This is a genomic window from Streptomyces sp. enrichment culture (assembly GCF_964272855.1).
GTDB lineage: Bacteria > Actinomycetota > Actinomycetes > Streptomycetales > Streptomycetaceae > Streptomyces.
This window is the reverse complement of sequence record NZ_OZ186847.1, coordinates 1,085,133-1,103,719: the sequence shown is the minus strand read 5'-3', so window position 1 is coordinate 1,103,719 and position 18,587 is coordinate 1,085,133. Positions and strand designations below refer to the sequence as shown.

The 18,587-nt window shown below is 74.4% G+C and carries 17 protein-coding genes; 5 read left to right on the top strand and 12 right to left on the bottom strand.

Annotation, left to right across the window (positions count from 1 at the left end; genetic code table 11):
- Positions 1-168 precede the first annotated feature (168 nt).
- The 4 genes from ACSU6L_RS04665 to ACSU6L_RS04650 are packed head-to-tail and all read left to right on the top strand — an operon-like array spanning position 169 to position 5,651.
- Positions 169-1,608, top strand: coding sequence for an FGGY family carbohydrate kinase (locus ACSU6L_RS04665; protein WP_437053809.1), 1,440 nt, complete (start codon positions 169-171; stop codon positions 1,606-1,608).
- Positions 1,605-3,008, top strand: coding sequence for an FAD-dependent oxidoreductase (locus ACSU6L_RS04660; RefSeq protein WP_437053807.1), 1,404 nt, complete (start codon positions 1,605-1,607; stop codon positions 3,006-3,008). Before ACSU6L_RS04665 ends, ACSU6L_RS04660 begins: the two co-directional genes overlap by 4 nt.
- The gene (locus ACSU6L_RS04655; RefSeq protein ID WP_437053805.1) at positions 3,005-4,339 is read left to right on the top strand and encodes an NAD(P)/FAD-dependent oxidoreductase; all 1,335 of its coding nucleotides are present in this window, start codon (positions 3,005-3,007) and stop codon (positions 4,337-4,339) included. Before ACSU6L_RS04660 ends, ACSU6L_RS04655 begins: the two co-directional genes overlap by 4 nt.
- Positions 4,340-4,376: 37 nt before the next feature.
- Positions 4,377-5,651, top strand: a complete 1,275-nt coding sequence (locus ACSU6L_RS04650) for a HEAT repeat domain-containing protein (protein ID WP_437053803.1) — start codon at positions 4,377-4,379, stop codon at positions 5,649-5,651.
- Between the two features lie 10 nt (positions 5,652-5,661).
- Here ACSU6L_RS04650 and ACSU6L_RS04645 read toward each other — a convergent pair whose 3' ends face one another.
- On the bottom strand, positions 5,662-6,426 hold the full coding sequence (locus ACSU6L_RS04645; protein ID WP_437053801.1) for a crotonase/enoyl-CoA hydratase family protein: 765 nt from the start codon (positions 6,424-6,426) through the stop codon (positions 5,662-5,664).
- 127 nt (positions 6,427-6,553) lie between these two features.
- Positions 6,554-7,453, bottom strand: coding sequence for a lysylphosphatidylglycerol synthase transmembrane domain-containing protein (locus ACSU6L_RS04640; protein ID WP_437064759.1), 900 nt, complete (start codon positions 7,451-7,453; stop codon positions 6,554-6,556).
- 171 nt (positions 7,454-7,624) lie between these two features.
- Here ACSU6L_RS04640 and ACSU6L_RS04635 point away from each other — a divergent pair, with 171 nt between their 5' ends.
- Positions 7,625-9,511 (top strand): ABC transporter ATP-binding protein, encoded by a 1,887-nt coding sequence (locus ACSU6L_RS04635; RefSeq protein WP_437053799.1) that lies wholly within the window; start codon positions 7,625-7,627, stop codon positions 9,509-9,511.
- Between the two features lie 12 nt (positions 9,512-9,523).
- Here ACSU6L_RS04635 and ACSU6L_RS04630 read toward each other — a convergent pair whose 3' ends face one another.
- From ACSU6L_RS04630 to ACSU6L_RS04585, 10 genes are read right to left on the bottom strand one after another with little or no spacing between them, the layout of a single operon-like run.
- A complete protein-coding gene (locus tag ACSU6L_RS04630) occupies positions 9,524-10,174 on the bottom strand; it encodes a CoA transferase subunit B (protein WP_437053797.1) in 651 nt (216 codons plus the stop codon).
- Positions 10,174-10,929, bottom strand: a complete 756-nt coding sequence (locus ACSU6L_RS04625) for a CoA transferase subunit A (protein ID WP_437053795.1) — start codon at positions 10,927-10,929, stop codon at positions 10,174-10,176. The genes ACSU6L_RS04630 and ACSU6L_RS04625 overlap by 1 nt, the downstream gene beginning before the upstream one ends.
- 12 nt (positions 10,930-10,941) lie before the next feature.
- Positions 10,942-11,712, bottom strand: a complete 771-nt coding sequence (locus tag ACSU6L_RS04620) for an SDR family NAD(P)-dependent oxidoreductase (protein ID WP_437053793.1) — start codon at positions 11,710-11,712, stop codon at positions 10,942-10,944.
- Positions 11,709-12,464 carry an SDR family NAD(P)-dependent oxidoreductase gene (locus ACSU6L_RS04615; RefSeq protein WP_437053791.1) on the bottom strand — a complete coding sequence of 252 codons (756 nt, stop codon included), beginning with the start codon at positions 12,462-12,464 and terminating at the stop codon, positions 11,709-11,711. The genes ACSU6L_RS04620 and ACSU6L_RS04615 overlap by 4 nt, the downstream gene beginning before the upstream one ends.
- Positions 12,461-13,387, bottom strand: coding sequence for a fumarylacetoacetate hydrolase family protein (locus tag ACSU6L_RS04610; RefSeq protein ID WP_437053789.1), 927 nt, complete (start codon positions 13,385-13,387; stop codon positions 12,461-12,463). Before ACSU6L_RS04610 ends, ACSU6L_RS04615 begins: the two co-directional genes overlap by 4 nt.
- 7 nt (positions 13,388-13,394) lie before the next feature.
- Positions 13,395-14,327 carry a VOC family protein gene (locus ACSU6L_RS04605; RefSeq protein ID WP_437053787.1) on the bottom strand — a complete coding sequence of 311 codons (933 nt, stop codon included), beginning with the start codon at positions 14,325-14,327 and terminating at the stop codon, positions 13,395-13,397.
- A 4-nt stretch (positions 14,328-14,331) separates the two neighbouring features.
- Positions 14,332-15,330, bottom strand: coding sequence for an amidohydrolase family protein (locus ACSU6L_RS04600; protein WP_437064757.1), 999 nt, complete (start codon positions 15,328-15,330; stop codon positions 14,332-14,334).
- A 26-nt stretch (positions 15,331-15,356) separates the two neighbouring features.
- Positions 15,357-16,487, bottom strand: a complete 1,131-nt coding sequence (locus tag ACSU6L_RS04595; RefSeq protein WP_437053785.1) for an FAD-dependent oxidoreductase — start codon at positions 16,485-16,487, stop codon at positions 15,357-15,359.
- Between the two features lie 51 nt (positions 16,488-16,538).
- Positions 16,539-17,495, bottom strand: a complete 957-nt coding sequence (locus tag ACSU6L_RS04590; RefSeq protein WP_437053783.1) for a cyclase family protein — start codon at positions 17,493-17,495, stop codon at positions 16,539-16,541.
- Positions 17,492-18,490, bottom strand: coding sequence for a fumarylacetoacetate hydrolase family protein (locus tag ACSU6L_RS04585; protein WP_437053781.1), 999 nt, complete (start codon positions 18,488-18,490; stop codon positions 17,492-17,494). Before ACSU6L_RS04585 ends, ACSU6L_RS04590 begins: the two co-directional genes overlap by 4 nt.
- Between the last annotated feature and the right edge of the window lie 97 nt (positions 18,491-18,587).

The window sequence follows — 18,587 nt, the reverse complement described above, 5'->3', positions numbered from 1 at the left end:
GTCGGCGGTCACTATAGAGGCGCCTGTTCCGGATGAGACGCGAGTTTCGCCATCCGGAGAACCGGCTGCGCCCGGCGAGGAAGTTGACCGACTGTCAGCGGCGCTTGACGCCGTGTGGCCGACGACGGCAGGCTGTCGCCCCGTGATCACCACGGGGCGGGAGGCGCGATGACAGGACCGGTGCTCGCCGTAGACCAGGGCACCTCCGGCACCAAGGCCCTGGTGATCTGCCCCGAACGCGGCGTCCTCGGCACCGGCTTCACCGCCGTGCGCCCCCGCCACCTGCCCGGCGGACTCGTCGAGGCCGACCCGGCCGAGCTGTACGACTCCGTCGTCGACGCCGGACGCCAGGCGCTCGCCGAGGCGGCGGAACCCGTGGTCGCCCTCGGCCTCGCCAACCAGGGCGAGACCGTCCTCGCCTGGGACCCGGCCACCGGTCGCCCGCTCACCGACGCCCTGGTCTGGCAGGACCGCCGCGCGGAGACGGTCTGCGCCGGACTCGCCGAGCACGGCGAGGAACTGCGGGAGCTGACCGGCCTGCCGCTGGACCCGTACTTCGCCGCCCCGAAAATGGCCTGGATACGCCGCCACCGCACCACCGAGGGCGTCGTCACCACCAGCGACGCGTGGCTGGTCCACCGGCTCACCGGCGCCTTCGTCACCGACGCCGCCACCGCCGGCCGCACCCAGCTGCTCGACCTGGACCGCGCCGAGTGGTCGCCGCGCGCCCTCGACCTGTACGGCCTCGCCGACGAACGCCTGCCCGAGGTCGTCGACGGCGCCCGGCCCGTCGGCACCACCACCGCGTTCGGCGCCGCGATCCCGCTCACCGGACTCGCCGTCGACCAGCAGGCCGCCCTCCTCGCCCAGCGCGTCACCGCCCCCGGCGGCGCCAAGTGCACCTACGGCACCGGCGCGTTCCTCCTGGCGCACACCGGCGACACCCCGCGGCGCGGCGGCTCCGGCCTGGTCAGCTGCGTCGCCTGGCGGCTCGCCGGACACACCAGCTACTGCCTCGACGGCCAGGTCTACACGGCCGCCTCCGCCGTCCGCTGGCTCACCGAACTCGGCGTCATCCGGGGCGCCGCCGACCTCGACACCGTGGGCGGCGCCGTCCCCGACAGCGGAGGCGTCACCTTCGTGCCCGCGCTCGCCGGGCTCGCCGCCCCCTGGTGGCGCGGCGACCTGCGCGGCTCACTCACCGGACTCGGCCTCGACACCGGCCCCGGCCACCTGGTGCGCGCCCTGTGCGAGGGCCTGGCCGCCCAGGTCGCCGAACTCGCCGACGCCGCCGCCGACGACCTCGGCACCCCGCTGGACGTACTCCGCGTCGACGGCGGCCTCACCCGCTCCGCGCTGCTCATGCAGACCCAGGCCGACCTGCTGCAACGCCCCGTCGAGGTGTCCGCCCTGCCCGACGCCACCGCCCTCGGCGCGGGCGCCCTGGCCCGCCTGGGCGCGACCCCCGGCCTGGCCCTCGCGGACGCCCTGCCGGACTGGCGGCCGTCCGCCGTCTACGAGCCGCGCATCGACGCCGGCCAGGCGGCCGAGCGCCGCGCGCGCTTCCGCACCGCCGTGGCCGCCCTGCTGGACGGGGCGCCCGCGTGACGGTCACCGCCGACGGACCGCTGCCCGCCGAGCCCTACGACGTCGCGATCGTCGGCGCGGGCGTCGTCGGCGGCGCCGTCGCCCGCGCCCTGGCCCGGCACCCCCGGCTGAGGGTGGCGCTCGTCGAGGCCCAGGACGACGTCGGCCAGGGCACCTCCAAGGCCAACACCGCGATCCTGCACACCGGTTTCGACGCGGTCCCCGGCTCCCTGGAGGCCCGGCTGGTCCGCGAGGGCGCGCGGCTGCTGGCCGGGTACGCCGCCGAGTCCGGCATCCCCGTCGAACGCGTCGGCGCGCTGCTCGTCGCCTGGGACGACGACCAGCTCGCCACCCTGCCCCACCTCGCCGAGAAGGCCGTCCGCAACGACTGCCACGACACCCGCCTCCTCGGCCCGGCCGAGCTGTACGCCCGCGAGCCGCACCTCGGCCCGGGCGCGCTCGGCGCCCTGCACGTGCCCGGCGAGAGCATCATCTGCCCGTGGACGACGACACTCGCGTACGCCACCCAGGCGGTGCGCCACGGCGTCCACCTGCACCTCGACTGCCGGGTGGAGCGGGTGAGCCGGACCGGCGGCCCGCACGAGCTGACGACCTCCCGGGGCACCCTGCGCGCCCGGCGGCTCGTCAACGCGGCCGGACTGCACGCCGACACCCTCGACCGGCAGCTCGGCCACCACGACTTCACCGTCACCCCGCGCCGCGGCCAGCTCCTGGTCCACGACAAGTTCGCCCGCGCCCTGGTCCGGCACATCCTGCTGCCCGTCCCCACCGCCCTCGGCAAGGGCGTCCTGGTCGCCCCCACCGTCTACGGCAACGTCCTGCTCGGCCCGACCGCCGAGGACCTGGACGACAAGCGGGCCACCGGGTCCACCGCCGACGGTCTCGCCGCCCTGCGCGAGCAGGGCCGCCGCATCCTGCCCGCCCTGCTCGACGAGGAGGTCACCGCCGTCTACGCCGGGCTGCGCGCCGCCACCGAGCACGACGACTACCGGGTCCGCGCCCACCCCGGCCAGGGATACGTCACCGTCGGCGGCATCCGTTCCACCGGCCTGACCGCCTCCCTCGCCCTCGCCGAGCACGTCATGGGCCTGCTCGCCGAGACGGGACTCGACGCCGGACCCGCCCGGGAACTGGAGCCCGTGCGCATGCCGAACCTCGGCGAGGCGTTCCCGCGCCCTCATCAGCGCGCCGACCTCATCGCCGCCGACCCCCGCTACGGCACCCTCGTCTGCCACTGCGAACGCGTGTCCCTCGGCGAGATCCAGGACGCCCTCACGAGTACGATCCCACCGCGCTCCGTCGACGGGCTGCGCCGCCGGACACGCGCGCGTGGCGGTCGCTGTCAGGGCTTCTACTGCGGGGCCGCGGTGCGCGCGCTGTTCGAGGAGGGCAGGCCATGACGGATCGGCAAGCCGGGCACGACGGTCCGGCGGGGCCGGGCACGACGGCCGTACGGCGGGTGGACGTGCTCGTCGTCGGCGCGGGACCGGCGGGGCTCTCGGCGGCCGCCCGGCTGGCCGCCGCAGGCGCGGGCCGCGTGGAGGTGCTGGAGCGGGAGCGGGCGGCCGGGGGAGTGCCCCGGCACTGCGCGCACGGCGGCTTCGGCACCTGGCGCCGCCCGCTGACCGGGCCCCGGTACGCGCGGGACCTCGCCGAGACCGCCGTCCGGGCCGGAGCCGTCGTCCGCACCGGCGTGACCGCCCTCGACTGGGCGGGCCCGCTGGACCTCGCCACGGTCGGCCCGCGGGGCCCGGAGACGATCCGCGCGCGGGCCGTCGTCCTGGCCACCGGCGCCCGCGAACGCCCCCGCGCGGCCCGCCTCGTCCCCGGCACCCGGCCGGCCGGCGTGTACACCACCGGGGAACTCCAGCAGGCGGTGCACCTGTACCGGCAGCCGATCGGCACCCGCGCGGTCGTCGTCGGCGCGCAGGACGTCTCCTACGCCGCCGCCGACACCGTGCGCCGCGCCGGAGCCGACGTCGTCGCCCTCGTCACCGACCTGCCCGGCCACCGGACGGCACCCGCGCGGGCCCTGGACACCCGACTGCGCCGGGGCGTCCCGCTGCTCACCGGCACCACGGTCACCGAACTCCTCGGCCACGGCAGGCTGTCCGGCGTCCGCGTCCGCCACCACGACGGCCGTACGGCCGTCCTGCCCTGCGACACCGTCGTCTTCACCGGCGACTTCACACCCGAGCGCGAACTGGCCCGGCACGGCGGCCTCACCCTCGACCCGCGCACCCGAGGCCCCGCCGTGGACGGCGCCCTGCGCACCTCGCGGCCCGGCGTGTTCGCCGCGGGCAACGTCCTGCACGCGGTGGAGCCCGCGGCAACGGCGGCCCGGGAGGGCGTGTGGGTGGCCGACGCCGTACGCGCCTGGCTCGCCGGAACGCCCTCGCCGCACGGGGAAGCGTCGCCGCACGGGGAAGCTTCGTCGCCCGGGGATTCCCAGCCGGTCGGGGACTCCTGGCCGGTCGGGGTGCCGCTCACCGTCGACCCGCCGCTGCGCTGGATCACCCCCAACCGGGTCACCCCGGCCGACGTCCCGCCGTACACCCTGCGCACGGCGGCCCGCCTCGGCCGTCCCCTCCTCGAAGTGGCCCAGGACGGACGCGTCCTGCACCGCGAACGGGTCCGCGGCGCCGCCCCGGACCGCTCCCTGACGCTGACGGCACGCTGGGCCCACGCGGTCGATCCGAAGGGCGGGCCGGTGCGGGTGGCGGTCGGCTGACGGCCCGTTGTCAGTGCCGTGTGCGACATTGGCCCACGTGACAGACACGACGAACCCGCTGGCCGGGCTGGACGCGATCGACTGGGCCGAACTCTCGCACGCCTACGGCGAGGCGGACGACGTCCCGGGGCAGCTGCGCGCCCTGTGCGACCCCGACGCGGAGGCGCGCGGCAAGGCGCTGCACGCGTTGTACGGCAACATCTTCCACCAGGGCAGCCGCTACGAGGCCTCCGCCGTCGCCGTGCCCTTCCTCGCCCGCCTGGCGGCCGATCCCGCGCTGCCCGGCCGCGCCGACTTGGTCGGCCTGCTCGCCGCGCTGGCGGTCGGCTACGACGAGGCCCACCTGCCCGACGGGGTGGACGCGGCGCGCTGGCGGCGCGAGATCGCCGAGTTCGCCGCGCAGGACCGCGAGGAACTGCTCGCCGGGTACGACGCATGGGTGGCCGCGGCACCCGACGAGGGCGAGCGCGCCGTGCGCGAGATGCGGCGCGCGACGTTCGACTTCGAGCTCCATCTCTCAGCCGGACAGGCCGAGTTGCGTGCGTACGACGCCGTGCGGGGGGAGCTGGCGGGCCTGACCGCGCTGCTGGACGACCCCGATCCGGCCGTCCGGGCCGCCACCGCCCATCTGCTGGCCTGGTTCCCCGAAGAGGCCGCGCACACCCTGCCCGGGCTGCTGCGGCTGGCCGGCGAGGAGAGCGAACCCGCCGTCCGGGCGACCGCGATCGTCGCCGCCGGACTCATCGCCGACGCGGACACCGACACCGGCACCGACGCCGACACCGCCGGCACCGCCCACGCCGACCGGCTGCGGACCCACCTCGCGGCCCGGGAACCGGTGGTGCGCTGGGCGGCGGCCACCGCCCTCGCCCGTCTCGGCCACGGCGGCGACCCCGCCGTCCTCGCCGAACTGGCCGCCACCGCGGCCGCCCCGCCCGAGCCCGGCCCGCCGGGCGTCCCCTTCCACGACGGCGACCTGCGCGGCTACGCGGCGTCGACCCTCACCCGGCTCGCCGACCGCTTCCCCGACGAGGCCCTGGACGCCGTGACCGACGGACTGGCCGCCACCTCAGGACCGGGCAGCTTCGCGGTCACCCAGGCCGCCCTCCACCTGGCGTTCGGCCCCGAACGCCCGGACCGGCTCCCGGCCCACGCCGAACTCGACGCCCGTCGGCAGCGCCTCATACGGGTCCTCGCCGATCTCGGCGAGGACACCTGGCGCTGGGGCAACTTCCTGGCGATCCTGCGCGGCTGGGGACTGCCGACCGACCGGCAGGAGCTGCGCGCGTACGCGGGGATGCAAGGGATGTAGCCGTCAGCCCTCACCGCTCGGTGAACGACCCGTGCCGGCCCGCGCCGTCCGCGAACCGGGCGGCCCCCTCCAGGCTCTCCGCCAGCACCCCCATGCCATGGCGGAGCTCGCTCCGCAGTGCCGCGTCCTCGGCCAGGCCCTCCTGGTCCAGCACCGAGGCGCGGTCGGAACGCAGGCAGGCCTGCGGGAAGCGTGCCACGGTGGCGGCCAGTTCCTCGGCGGCGGCGCGAGCGTGGCCGACGGGGACGAGACGGTTCGCCAGCCCGATCTCGAAGGCCTCGCTCGCCGGCACGGGGCGGCCGGTGAGGATCAGGTCCAGGGCGCGGCTGGTGCCGATGAGCCGGGGCAGCCGCACCGTGCCGCCGTCGACCAGCGGCACGCCCCAGCGGCGGCAGAACACCCCGAACACGGCGTCCTCCTCGGCGACCCGCAGATCGCACCAGAGCGCCAGTTCCAGCCCGCCGGCCACGGCGTGCCCCGCGACGGCGGCGATCACCGGCTTCGACAGCCGCATGCGGGTCGGCCCCATCGGGCCGTCCCCGTCCTCCGCGACCCGGTTGCTCCGCTCGCCGCCCAGCGCTTTGAGATCGGCGCCCGCGCAGAACGTGCCGCCCTCACCCCACAGCACCGCCACCCGCGCCTCCTCGTCCGCCTCGAACGCGCGGAAGGCGTCGGCGAGTTCGGTGGCGGTCGGCCCGTCCACGGCGTTGCGGACCTCGGGGCGGGAGAGGATCACCGTGGTGACGGGGCCCCGGCGTTCGATGCGGACCGGCATGCGGATTCCCTTTCCATACGTCGACGGCGGCGGAGCGCTGCTGAGCGCGGCGGCGCGCTGGTGAGGGCTACGGGGCGCTGCTGAGCGCTACGGGGCGCACTCTCCCACACGGGCCGACGCCCCGCCCTCAGATCACCTTCAGCCGCACCAGCGCCCCCAGCGTCAGCGCCCCCGGCAGCAACGGCAGCCAGACCGTGATGATCCGGAACGCCAGGACCACCGCCGTCGCCACGGCCGCCGGGCCGCCCGCCGCCACCAGCGCCACGATCAGCGCCGTCTCCACCGAGCCGATCCCGCCGGGCGTGGGGATCAGCGCGACGGCGACGGTCGCCGCCAGGTACGCGACCGCCATGTGCCACAGCGGCACCGGAAGACCGAGCGCCCGCCCCACCGCGACCAGCACGGCGGCCTGCAGCGCCGGGAAGGCCAGCGAACCGCCCCACAGCGCCAGTGCCCGTGAGGGGCGGCTGTGTATCGTGCGCGCCTCTCCCAGCGCGGTGCGCAGGAAGGAGCCGACGGCCGCCCGCAGCCGCCGTACGCACGCCAGCACCACCGCCGCGACGACGGCCGCCGCGCCGATCGTGAGCAGCAGCGGGCCGATCGCGCCCTCCGGGAGCAGGGAGCCGAGCCGCAGGGCGCCCGGGAAGGCGATCAGCAGGGCGGCCAGCAGCGCCACCCGCCCGACGCTCTCCGCCAGCAGATAGAGCGCCAGCGCGGCGGAGGACCGGGCGAGCGGCAGCCCGCACACCGTCATGAACCGCAGATTGACCGCGCTCGCCCCGAGCCCGCTGGGCAGCATGTGGTTGGCCGCGCCCGCCGCGAACTGGGTGGCGAGCAGGCGGCACCGGGGCAGCCGCTCGACGACCGCGCCCTGCCGGGTGACGGCCGCCGCCACCCAGGTCAGACAGGTCGCCCCGGCGGCGGCCAGCAGCCACGGCCAGCGGGCCGTCGCGAGGTGGCCGAACCCCTCGGCGAGCACGGCCCGGTGCCGCACCGCCAGCACCGCGACCAGGGCGAGCGGCAGCAGACACAGGACGGTGCGGACCGGGAGGCGCCGGGAGAGCCGTATCGCTGTCACATCGGGAGAGGTTCTCCGTGCCGCCTCAACCGCGGGTTGCGGCTGCGGGGACGCCGCCTTACGGACACCCGTCCGGCCGGTCTTGACCTCGACATTGGTCGAGGTTCTACCGTCGACGACATGAGCATGGAGACCACGGCCTGGACGCAGCTGCACAGCGTCCTCAACGCCCAAGAGGAACGCCGCCCCTTCGACCGCGCCACGCTGCGCCGCATCGGCGCCTTCGCCCGCCCGCACCGCCGCCGGATCGCCGTGTTCGTGCTGCTCGGGGTGGTGACCGCGCTGCTCGCCGTCGCCACGCCCCTGCTCGCCGGACTGGTCGTCGACGCGATCGTGTCGGACGGCGACGAGGGCACCGTCGTACGGCTCGCCCTGCTCATCGCGCTCATCGCGGTCGTGGAGGCGGCACTCGGCATCCTCGCCAGGAGGCTTTCGGCGAGACTCGGCGAAGGGCTCATCCTCGATCTGCGGACGGCTGTGTTCGATCATGTGCAGCGCATGCCGGTCGCGTTCTTCACACGTACCCGTACGGGAGCGCTCGTCAGTCGTCTCAACAACGACGTCATCGGCGCCCAGCGGGCCTTCAGCAACACCTTGTCCGGAGTGGTCAGCAACCTGGTCACCCTGGTGCTCACGCTCGCCGTGATGCTCACGCTGTCCTGGCAGGTCACCCTGCTCGCGCTGGTGCTGCTGCCGGTGTTCGTGCTGCCCGCCCGGCGGATGGGTCGCCGGATGGCCCGGATGCAGCGGGAGGCGGCCGCGCTCAACGCGGCGATGGGCACCCGGATGACCGAGCGGTTCTCCGCGCCCGGCGCCACCCTGGTCAAGCTGTTCGGCCGGCCCGAGGAGGAGTCCCGCGAGTTCGCCGACCGGGCCCGCCGGGTCGCCGGGATCGGCATCCGCACCGCGACCGCCCAGTCGGCCTTCATCACCGCGCTGACCCTGGTGTCCGCCCTGGCACTCGCCCTGGTCTACGGCCTCGGCGGCACCCTCGCCCTGCGCGGCACCCTGGAACCCGGCGCCGTGGTCTCCCTGGCCCTGCTGCTCACCCGGCTCTACGCCCCGCTCACCGCGCTCGCCGGGGCCCGCGTGGAGGTGATGAGCGCGCTGGTCAGCTTCGAGCGGGTCTTCGAGGTGCTCGACCTGAAGCCGCTCATCGAGGACCGGCCGGACGCCCGCCCGGTGCCGGACGGCCCGGTCGCCGTCGAGTTCGACGACGTCCGCTTCGGCTACCCGTCCGCCGACAAGGTCTCCCTCGCCTCCCTGGAGGAGGTCGCGTCCCTCGACACCCGGGGCGGCACCGAGGTCCTGCACGGCGTCTCCTTCCGAGCCGAACCCGGCCAGACCGTCGCCCTGGTCGGCTCCTCGGGCGCCGGGAAGTCGACGATCGCGCAGCTGCTGCCGCGTCTGTACGACGTCGACGCGGGCGCCGTGCGGGTCGGCGGCGTCGACGTGCGCGACCTGAGCGCCGACTCGCTGCGCGGCACGCTCGGCATGGTCACCCAGGACGGCCACCTCTTCCACGACACGGTCCGCGCCAACCTCCTCCTCGCCCGCCCGGAGGCGACGGACGGGGAGCTGTGGGACGCCCTGCGCCGGGCCCGCCTCGACGCGCTGGTCCACGCGCTGCCCGACGGCCTGGACACGGTCGTCGGAGAGCGCGGCTACCGGCTCTCCGGCGGCGAACGCCAGCGGATGACCATCGCCCGGCTGCTGCTGGCCCGCCAGCGGGTCGTCGTCCTCGACGAGGCCACCGCCCACCTGGACAACACCTCCGAGGCGGCCGTCCAGGAGGCGCTGGCGGAGGCGCTGCGCGACCGGACCGCCCTCGTGATCGCCCACCGCCTGTCGACGGTCCGGACCGCCGACCAGATCCTCGTCGTGGAGGAGGGCCGGATCGTCGAACGCGGCACGCACGAGACGCTGCTGGCGGCGGACGGGCGGTACGCGGAGCTGTACCGCACCCAGTTCCAGCAGCGCGGGCCGGTGACCGCGACCGCGGTGTGAGGCGCGGGCCGGTCAGCGGGCCGCCCCGCGGCCGTCCACCCGCAGCGGGGCGTCGGTGCGGGCGGCGACGTCGTCGACGGTGACGCCCGGCGCGGTCTCGACGAGGGCGAGGCCGTCGCCGGTGACGTCGAGGACACCGAGGTCGGTGATGATCCGGTCGACGCAACGCTCGCCGGTGAGCGGCAGGGTGCACTCCTTCAGGATCTTCGGCGAACCGTCCTTGGCGGTGTGCTCCATCAGCACGATGACCCGCCGGGCCCCGTGCACCAGGTCCATCGCGCCGCCCATGCCCTTGACCATCCTGCCGGGGATCATCCAGTTGGCCAGGTCGCCGGCCGCCGACACCTGCATGGCACCGAGCACGGCGGTGTCGATGTGCCCGCCTCGGATCATGCCGAAGGACAGCGCGGAGTCGAAGAAGGAGGCGCCCGGCAGCACGGTGACGGTCTCCTTGCCCGCGTTGATCAGATCCGGGTCGACCTCGTCCTCCGCCGGGTAGGGCCCGGTGCCGAGGATGCCGTTCTCGGAGTGCAGCACGACCCGCACGCCCGGCGGGAGATGACCGGGGATCAGGGTGGGCAGGCCGATGCCGAGGTTGACGTAGGAGCCGTCGGTGAGTTCGGCGGCGGCGCGGGCGGCCATCTGGTCGCGGTTCCAGGGCATCAGGGACGTACCGTCCTCTTCTCGATCCGCTTGTCGGCCGCCTCGGCGGCGCTGAGTCCGACGACCCGCTGGACGTAGACGCCGGGGAGGCGGATCTCGTCGGGCCGCAGGTCACCCGGCTCGACCAGTTCCTCCACCTCGGCGACGGTGACGCGCCCGGCCATCGCGGCGAGCGGGTTGAAGTTGGCGGCGGCCCGGCGGAAGCACAGGTTGCCGTGCCGGTCGCCGCGCCAGGCCCGTACGAGGGCGTAGTCGGAGGTGATGCCGTGCTCCAGGACGTGCGGGCGGCCGCCGAAGTCCCGGATCTCCTTCGCCGGGGAGGCCGAAGCGACCGAGCCGTCAGCCGCGTACCGCCAGGGCAGGCCGCCGTTCGCCACCTGGGTGCCGACGCCGGCCGGGGTGTAGAAGGCGGGGATGCCTGCGCCGCCCGCCCGCAGCCGTTCGGCGAGGGTGCCCTGCGGCACCAGCTCCACCTCCAGCTCACCCGACAGGTACTGGCGGGCGAACTCCTTGTTCTCACCGACGTAGGAGCCGGTCACGCGGGCGATGCGGCCCGCGGCGAGCAGCACGCCCAGACCCCGGCCGTCCACGCCGCAGTTGTTGGAGACGACCTCCAGGCCGCTCGCGCCCTGCGCGTACAGGGCGCGGATGAGCACTTCGGGCACACCGCTGAGCCCGAAGCCGCCGACGGCCAGTGAGGCCCCGTCGGAGAAGTCGGCGACCGCCTCTTCGGCGCTCGCGCAGACCTTGTTCACGAGTCGGTCCTTTCAACCGGGGAGCACGGAGGACCAGCCGCCGTCGACGACGAGGTTGGCGCCCGTGATGTACGCGGCCTCGTCCGAGGCCAGGAAGACGGCGGCGTTCACGACGTCGTCCGGGATCCCCACCCGCCCGAGCGGGATGTGCCGGGCGATCGCACGCATCGGGTGGTCGTCGGCCAGCAGATCACCGCGCGAGCCCTCGGTGTCGATCATCCCGGGGCTGACGCAGTTGGCGCGGACGCCGTACGGCGCCCCCTCCGCGGCGAGCTGCCGGGTCAGCGCGATCACCGCGCCCTTGGACGCTGAGTGCGCCGTGCGCCGGTTGGTGAGGGAGCCGGTGAGCCCGGCGGTCGAGCCGACGGTCAGGACGCAGCCACGGCTGCGCAGCAGATGCGGCCAGGCCGCGCGCACGCTCAGCCACACCGAGTCCAGCTCCGCCCGCATCGTGAACGCGAAGTCGTAGTACGGCTGGTCGTCGATCCCGCCGAACCGCACGGCACCGGCGTTGGCGTACAGGATGTCCACCCCGCCGAACGCGTCCACGGCCTCCCCGACCCACGACCGCACCGACTCGTCGTCGGTGACGTCCAGCGGGCCCGGTGTGAGGGCCGTACCGCCGTCGCGGGCGATCAGCCGCTGGGTCTCCAGGGCCTGCTCGTGCCGCAGGTCGCCGCCGACGACCAGTGCGCCCTCGGCGGCGAACCGCAGCGCCGCCGCCCGGCCCTGACCGCGAGCCGTGCCGGAGATCAAGGCCACCTTGCCTTCGAGCCGCTTCATCCGCCGGCCTCCGCCCGCAGCGCGTCCGACACCGACTTCACGCCGCCGTGCGCGGTCAGGCCGCCGTCGACGGGGATCTCCGCACCGGTCACGAACGACGACTCGTCCGACAGCAGGAAGGCGACCAGCGGGGCCACCTCGTCCACCGTCCCGGTGCGGCCCAGCGGGGTCTCCCGGACGTTCGCCTCCCGGAAGGCCGGAGCGGCGGACGCGGTCATCTCCGTCTCGATGTAACCGGGATGGATCGTGTTGACCCGGATGCCGCGCGGCCCCAGCTCCAGGGCCGCCGTCTTCGACAGGCCGCGCAGCGCCCACTTGCTGGTCGTGTAGGCGACCGGATAGTGGCCGGTGAGCGCGGCCGACGAGCCGACGTTGACGATCGACGAGCCCGGCGGCATCAGCGGGGCCAGGTGCTGGATGCCGAGCAGCGGCCCGGTCACGTTGACCGCGTGCACCTGCGCCAGGTCCGCGGGCCGTACGTCGCCGACGCGCGCCCGCCAGGTGATGCCCGCGTTGTTGACCAGGCCGTCCACCCGCCCGTACGCCTCCCGCAGTTCGGCGGCGAGCGCGGCCCAGGCCCGCTCGTCGGTGACGTCGAGCGGGCGGCAGCCGCCGACCGGCTCGACGTCGGTGGCGATGACCCGCGCGCCCTCCCGCGTGAGCAGATCGGCCTCCGCGGCGCCCTGGCCGCGGGCCGCCCCGGTGACGACCACGACCTTGCCGAGCAGCCTCTTGGGACACAGCTCGCTCACGGCCGCTCCCTCGGCCGGCGGCGCGCGGCCGGCAGCGGCACCGGCGCCACGCCGGGGACGACCCGGTTGGACACCGACCCGATGCCCTCGACGGTGAGGGTGACCGTGTCGCCGGGCTTCAGCGGCGCCGGCGTCCGCTCCCCGCGCACGCCCCACAGCTCGGCGAGACAGCCGCCGTTGCCGCAGGTGCCCGAGCCGAGCACGTCACCCGGGCGCACCCAGGTGCCGCGCGAGGCGTAGGCGATCATCTCCTCGAAGGTCCAGCTCATGTTGGACAGCAGGTCCCGGCCGACGACGTCGCCGTCGACCTCGGCGGTGAGCGCGAGCCGCAGGAAGCCGTCCGCGTCCCGGTACGGCTCCAGCTCGTCGGCGGTCACCAGGTACGGGCCGAGCGTGGCGGCCGTGTCCTTGCCCTTGCAGGGGCCGAGCCGGACCTGCATCTCCCGCGACTGGAGATCCCGGGCCGACCAGTCGTTGAGGATGGTGTAGCCGAGGATGTGGTCGCGGGCCTGCTCCGGGGTGAGGTCGCGGCCGGCGCGGCCGACGACCACCGCCACCTCCAGCTCGAAGTCGAGGACCTGCGAGCCGGGCGGCACTGGCACGTCGTCGTAGGGGCCGACGACGGCGTACGGGTTGGTGAAGTAGAACGTCGGAGCGTCGTACCAGGCCTCGGGGACCCCGGCGTCCCCGTCGACCGAACGCCGGACGCCCTCCACGTGCTCCTCGAAGGTGACGAAGTCACGGACGGTGGCGGGCTCCAGCGGCGGGAGCAGCGTCACGTCCGACAGGGGCACCGCCGGGCCCGAGGGCCGTGTGCCGGGCGCGTCGAGCGGCGAGGTGCCGTCCGGCAGCGCCCGGACGGTGTCGCCCTCGACGACACCGCAGTACCGGCGGCCCGCACGGAGATAGCTGGCTATGCGCATCGCGGCCTCACACCGGCGGGGCGACGAACACGCCGCGGTCGACGTCGTTGAACGACTCCTTGGCGATTAGCTCGTTCATCGGGTTCGCCGTGCCCCACTGGTCGGTGACCTCGGGCTGGGAGAAGTCGTAGACGTGCGGGTGCCAGGTGTCCTCGTCGAGGAGTTCCAGCTCGGTGGTGTACTCGACGGTGTTGCCGTGCGGGTCGAGGAAGTACGTGAAGGTGTTGTCGCCCGCCATGTGTCGGCCCGGGCCCCAGATCTTGCGGTATCCGGCCCGGATCACCCGTCCGGAGCCGCGCATGTACTCGTCGAGGCCGCGCATCTCGAAGGAGACGTGGTGCAGCGAGGTGTGCGGGCCCTTCGCCAGCGCCATCGAGTGGTGCTGGCTGCTGATCCGCATGAAGTGCATGACCTCGCCCATGTGCGGCGAGCTGAGCGTGTCGGAGAGCGCGAAGCCCAGGTGCTCCTCGTACCATCGCCGGGTCCGGTCCAGGTCGGGGGAGTTGAGGACGACGTGGGAGAGCTTGACCGGGATGGCCTCCTTCTCCTCGATCTTGCGGTGCCGGCGGACCTCGACGTCCGCGGAGACCTCGATGGTGCGGCCGTCCACGTCGAAGAAGCGGAAGCCGTAGCCGCCGCCGGGGGTGTCGACCTTGCCCGGCCGGATGATCAGCTGGACGCCGCCGGCGAGCAGCCGCTCGGCGAGCGTGTCGACGTCGGCCGCGGACGCGGCGCCGTACGACACCAGGTCGAGGCGCTTCTCCTCGGCCTTGCGCAGCCGGACGACGTACTGCTCCGGGGAGCCCTCGGCGGCCAGGAAGGAGATGCCGGAGTCCTCGGCGACCTTGGTCAGGCCCCAGACGCCGGCGTAGAAGTCGAGCTGCTTGTCGTAGTCCGGCACGGCGAGGTCGACGTGCCGTAGATGGGTGAGCAGGCGCATGGTGTCAGTCCTTCCGGAGGAGGGCGGCGGCGTTGCCGCCCCGTACGGCGTGGAAGTCGGCATCGGGCAGGCGCGCGGCGCGCAGCGCGCCGAGCGGGTCGTCGGTGCCCATGTCGAAGGGGAAGTCGGAGCCGAGCAGCACCCGGTCGGGCCCGGCGGCGCGGATCAGCTCCCGCAGCACGTGCGGGTCGTGCACCAGGGAGTCGAAGTACAGGCGCCGGAGGTAGCTGCTGGGCAGATGGGCGCAGCCGGCGCCGGCGTCGGAGCGGGCCGACCAGGCGTGGTCGGAACGGCCGATGTGGGTCGGCAGATAGCCGCCGCCGTGCGCCGCGAGCACGATCAGGCCGGGGTGGCGGTCCAGCACCCCGGAGAAGATCAGGTGCGAGAGGGCGACGGCGTTCTCGGTGGGCTGTCCGACGATGTTGGACAGGTACCACCGGTCCAGGCGCTCGTCGAGCGTGCAGCCGAACGGGTGCAGGAAGACGATCGCGCCGGTCTGCGCCGCCCGCGCCCAGAACGGCTCGTACGCGGGGTCGGACAGCTCCCGGCCCGGAGCGTGGCTGGAGATCTCCACACCGGTCAGCCCCAGTTCCAGCGCGTGGTCCAGGGCGCGCACCAGCTGCTCCGGGTGGTGCAGCGGCACGAGACCGAGCCCGCGCAGACGGTCCGGGGCGGGCGAACAGTGCGCGGCGGTCGCCTCGTTGGCGAGCCGGTACACCTTCTCGGCCGTCTCCGCGTCCGTCCAGTAGTGGTAGTGCGACGGGGACGGGCTGACCAACTGCACGTCCACGCCCTGCGCGTCCATCGCGGCCAGCCGCACGGCAGGGTCGGTCAGCCTCGGTATCCGCTCGCGCACCATGGCCCCGTTGACGGCGAGGGCCTCGGGGCCGTTGCGGCGGACGTCCAGCGCCCGGGCCGCGTCCTGGCCGGGCAGCCCGGCCACCAGCGCCTCCACCTCCGGCAGCAGGACATGGGCGTGGACGTCGACCGTCGGCGTGGTCACGGCGGCTGCGTCGAGGTCGGGTGTGGTCACGGCAGTTCCCTCAGCATCGTCATGGTGCGGGCCATCAGACCGGGCACGTCCGCGTCGCGCACACCGTCGAGCTGCCACTGGCCGAGCTGCACGGACGCCTCCACGACGGGCCGGACCCGGCCGATCCGCCGCTCGTAGTACGCCTGGAGGAGCGCGTCGTCCCAGTCGCCGGAGCCGGTCAGCAGCTGGGCCAGCACCCACGCGTCCTCCAGGGACAGCGCGGCGCCCTGCGCCATGGTGGGCGGGCAGCAGTGCGCGGCGTCGCCGGCCAGCACCACCCGGCCGCGGTGCCAGGAACCCTCGACCAGCATCCGGTCGAACCAGGTGTAGTTGACCTTCGCCGGGTCGGTGATGTGCGCGGTGATCTCCGGCCAGAACCCGCCGTAGCCGGAGGCGAGAGCGCGCATCTCGTCGGCGAAGGAGTCGGCGGGGATCGACGCCCGGTCGCGGTTGGCCTCGACGACGTAGGCGTAGAGGGTGGTGTCGCTGGTCGGGCAGTACCCGGCGATGTAGGCGGGGCCGCCGTAGGCGAGGTCGGTGCGCACCACGCCCGCCGGGCGCGGCGCGGCGATCCGCCAGATGGCCATGCCGGTGGGCTCGGGCTTGGCGGTGATGCCGATCGCCGCGCGGGTGGTGGAGACGAGTCCGTCGGCGGCGATCACCAGGTCGTAGCGGGCCTCGGTGCCGTCGCTGAACCGGACGCGGACACCGTCGTCGTCCTGGTCCAGGATCTCCGCGCGGGTGCCCAGGCGGACCGTGGCGCCGGAGGCGCGGACCGCGTCGATCAGGATTCGCTGGAGCTGCGGGCGCTGCATGCCGACCGTGGCGGGCAGGTCGTCGCCGCCGGTGCGCAGATCGCGCTGGACGTGCAGGACCGTGCCGTCGGGGGCGGTGATGCCGACCGAGCCGAAGCTGAAGCCGGACGCCTTCACCTGCTCCCAGACGCCGAGTTCGCGCAGCACGCGCAGGGCGTTGCCCTGGAGGGTGATGCCGGAGCCGGCGGTGGCGTTCCAGTCGTCCTTGGCCTCGATCAGGTCCACGGCGAGGCCCGCGCGGCGCAGCAGGATCGTCACGGCGTTGCCGGCCGCTCCGCCGCCGACGACGAGGACCGTGCGGGGGTGGGTCATGAGGGAACTCCCTTGTTCCTCGGGCTGGTCGGGGCTGCTGGTCGCCCGGGGCTACTTGACGGCGATCGGGTTGACGGGGGAGCCCACCGCGCCGGTGATGGGCAGCGGGGCGGCGGTGAGCCAGAAGTCGTACACGCCGTCCGCGGCACAGTCCTCGGCCAGCGCCTCCAGGTCCCACATCTCGCCGATCAGCAGGCCGGTGTTGGGGATGACCACCTGGTGCAGCGGCTGGAAGGCGCCCTCGAACTCGTTGGGCCGCACCTCGAAACCCCAGGTGTCGGTGGCGATCGCGGCGATCTGTGAACCGTGCAGCCAGCCCGCCGTGGTGAACGACAGACCGGGCGCCGGACCGCCGGCGTACTCGCCCCAGCCGTCCCGCCGGACGCGGGCGAGCTGGCCGGTGCGGACCAGCACGATGTCCCCGCGGCCCACGGCCACCCCGTGCGCCTCGGCGGTCGCCGTCAGCTGCTCCGCGGTGATCGCGAACCCGTCGGGCAGCTCCCCGCCGGTGCCGATCACCCGGCCCACGTCCAGCAGCACGCCGCGGCCCGCGACATGCGGCGCCATGTGCTCGATACCGGTGACCAGGTCGCCGTCGGAGGTGACGACCTTCTCGGCGGGCCGCCCGTTCCACGCCTTGCCGTGGTCGAAGATGTGCCCGAGCCCGTCCCACTGGGTGGAACACTGCAACGGCATCGCGATCACGTCGTCGGCGCCGCCGATCCCGTGCGGGAAGCCCTGGTTGCCGAGGGCGGCGTCGGCACCCGTGTCCAGCATGGTGTGCACCGGATTGGTCCGCCGCCGCCAGCCCTTCTGCGGGCCGTTCATGTCGAACCGCTGCGACAGCGAGAAGCTGACACCGCGGCGGATCAGGGCGGCACCTTCACGGCGCTTGGCCTCGTCGAGGAAGTTCAGGGTGCCGAGCACGTCGTCCTCGCCCCAGCGGCCCCAGTTGGAACAGGCCTTCGCGGCCTCGGCGATGGCGCCCTCGGGGTCGTGGCGGTTCACGGCGTCTCCGCGACACAGCGGGTGCGCTGGGCACCGAGGCCGGTGACGGTGCCGTCCATGACGTCGCCGTCGCGCAGCAGTCGGCCCCAGTGCATGCCGTTGCCGGACGGGCTGCCCGTCAGCACCAGGTCGCCGGGCAGGAGGCGGGCGGTCTGCGAGGCGTACGACACCATCCGCGCCACGTCGAAGATCATGTCCTTGGTGGACTCGTCCTGCATGGTCTCGCCGTTGAGCTTCAGCGTCACTCGCAGGTCGCCGGGGTCCGCGATCGACTCGGCGGGCACGATCCACGGGCCGAGCGGGGTGAAGCCGGGCGCGTTCTTGCTGCGCAGCCAGTCGGTGCCGATCTGCGGCATGTCCCGGCGGAACACGGTCGTGCGGTCGGTCAGGTCGTTGGCGATGGTGTAGCCGGCGACGTGCTCCAGCGCCTCCTCGACCGGCACCCGGTGGGCGGGCCGGCCGATCACGACCGCCAGCTCCAGCTCCCAGTCGGGCTTCTCGGCCCACGCCGGCAGCACCACGTCGTCATAAGGACCGGTGATCGCGCTCGGCAGACCGATGAACACGTACGGCAGGTCCTCGGCCGCCCGGCGGTCCATGATCTCCGCGGCCTCGGCGCGGCGCACGTCGTCCGGACGGTCGTCGCCGGGCGCGCGGTGGGCCACGTGCAGATCGATCACGTGCCGGCGGTAGTTGGCGCCGGACTGGAACACCTGGCGCGGCTCCACCGGCGCGTGCACCCGGAAGCCGTCCAGCCGCTCGCGGTCCTGACCGTCGTCACCGGCCAGCGCCCGCAGCCGGGGCAGGGCGGCCGCCCAGTCCTCCAGCACGGCCCGGACCGTCAGCTCCGGCCGCTCGAAGGCGGCCCGGAGGTCGAGCACCCGGGCGTCCGGGGTGACGAGAGCGGGGAAGGCGGGCCCGTCGGGGGCGGAGAGAGTGGCGAGCGCGAAGGGTCCGGCGAAGAGCGCCGACGCGGGTTCAGGTTTCACGAACATGTCCTCCTGATTGCGGTGTGACTAATCTGGACCCGCGACCCGCAATCAGGGAAATAGATTCTGTGGATGGACGGCATCCACACGGTTTATGCCCTCT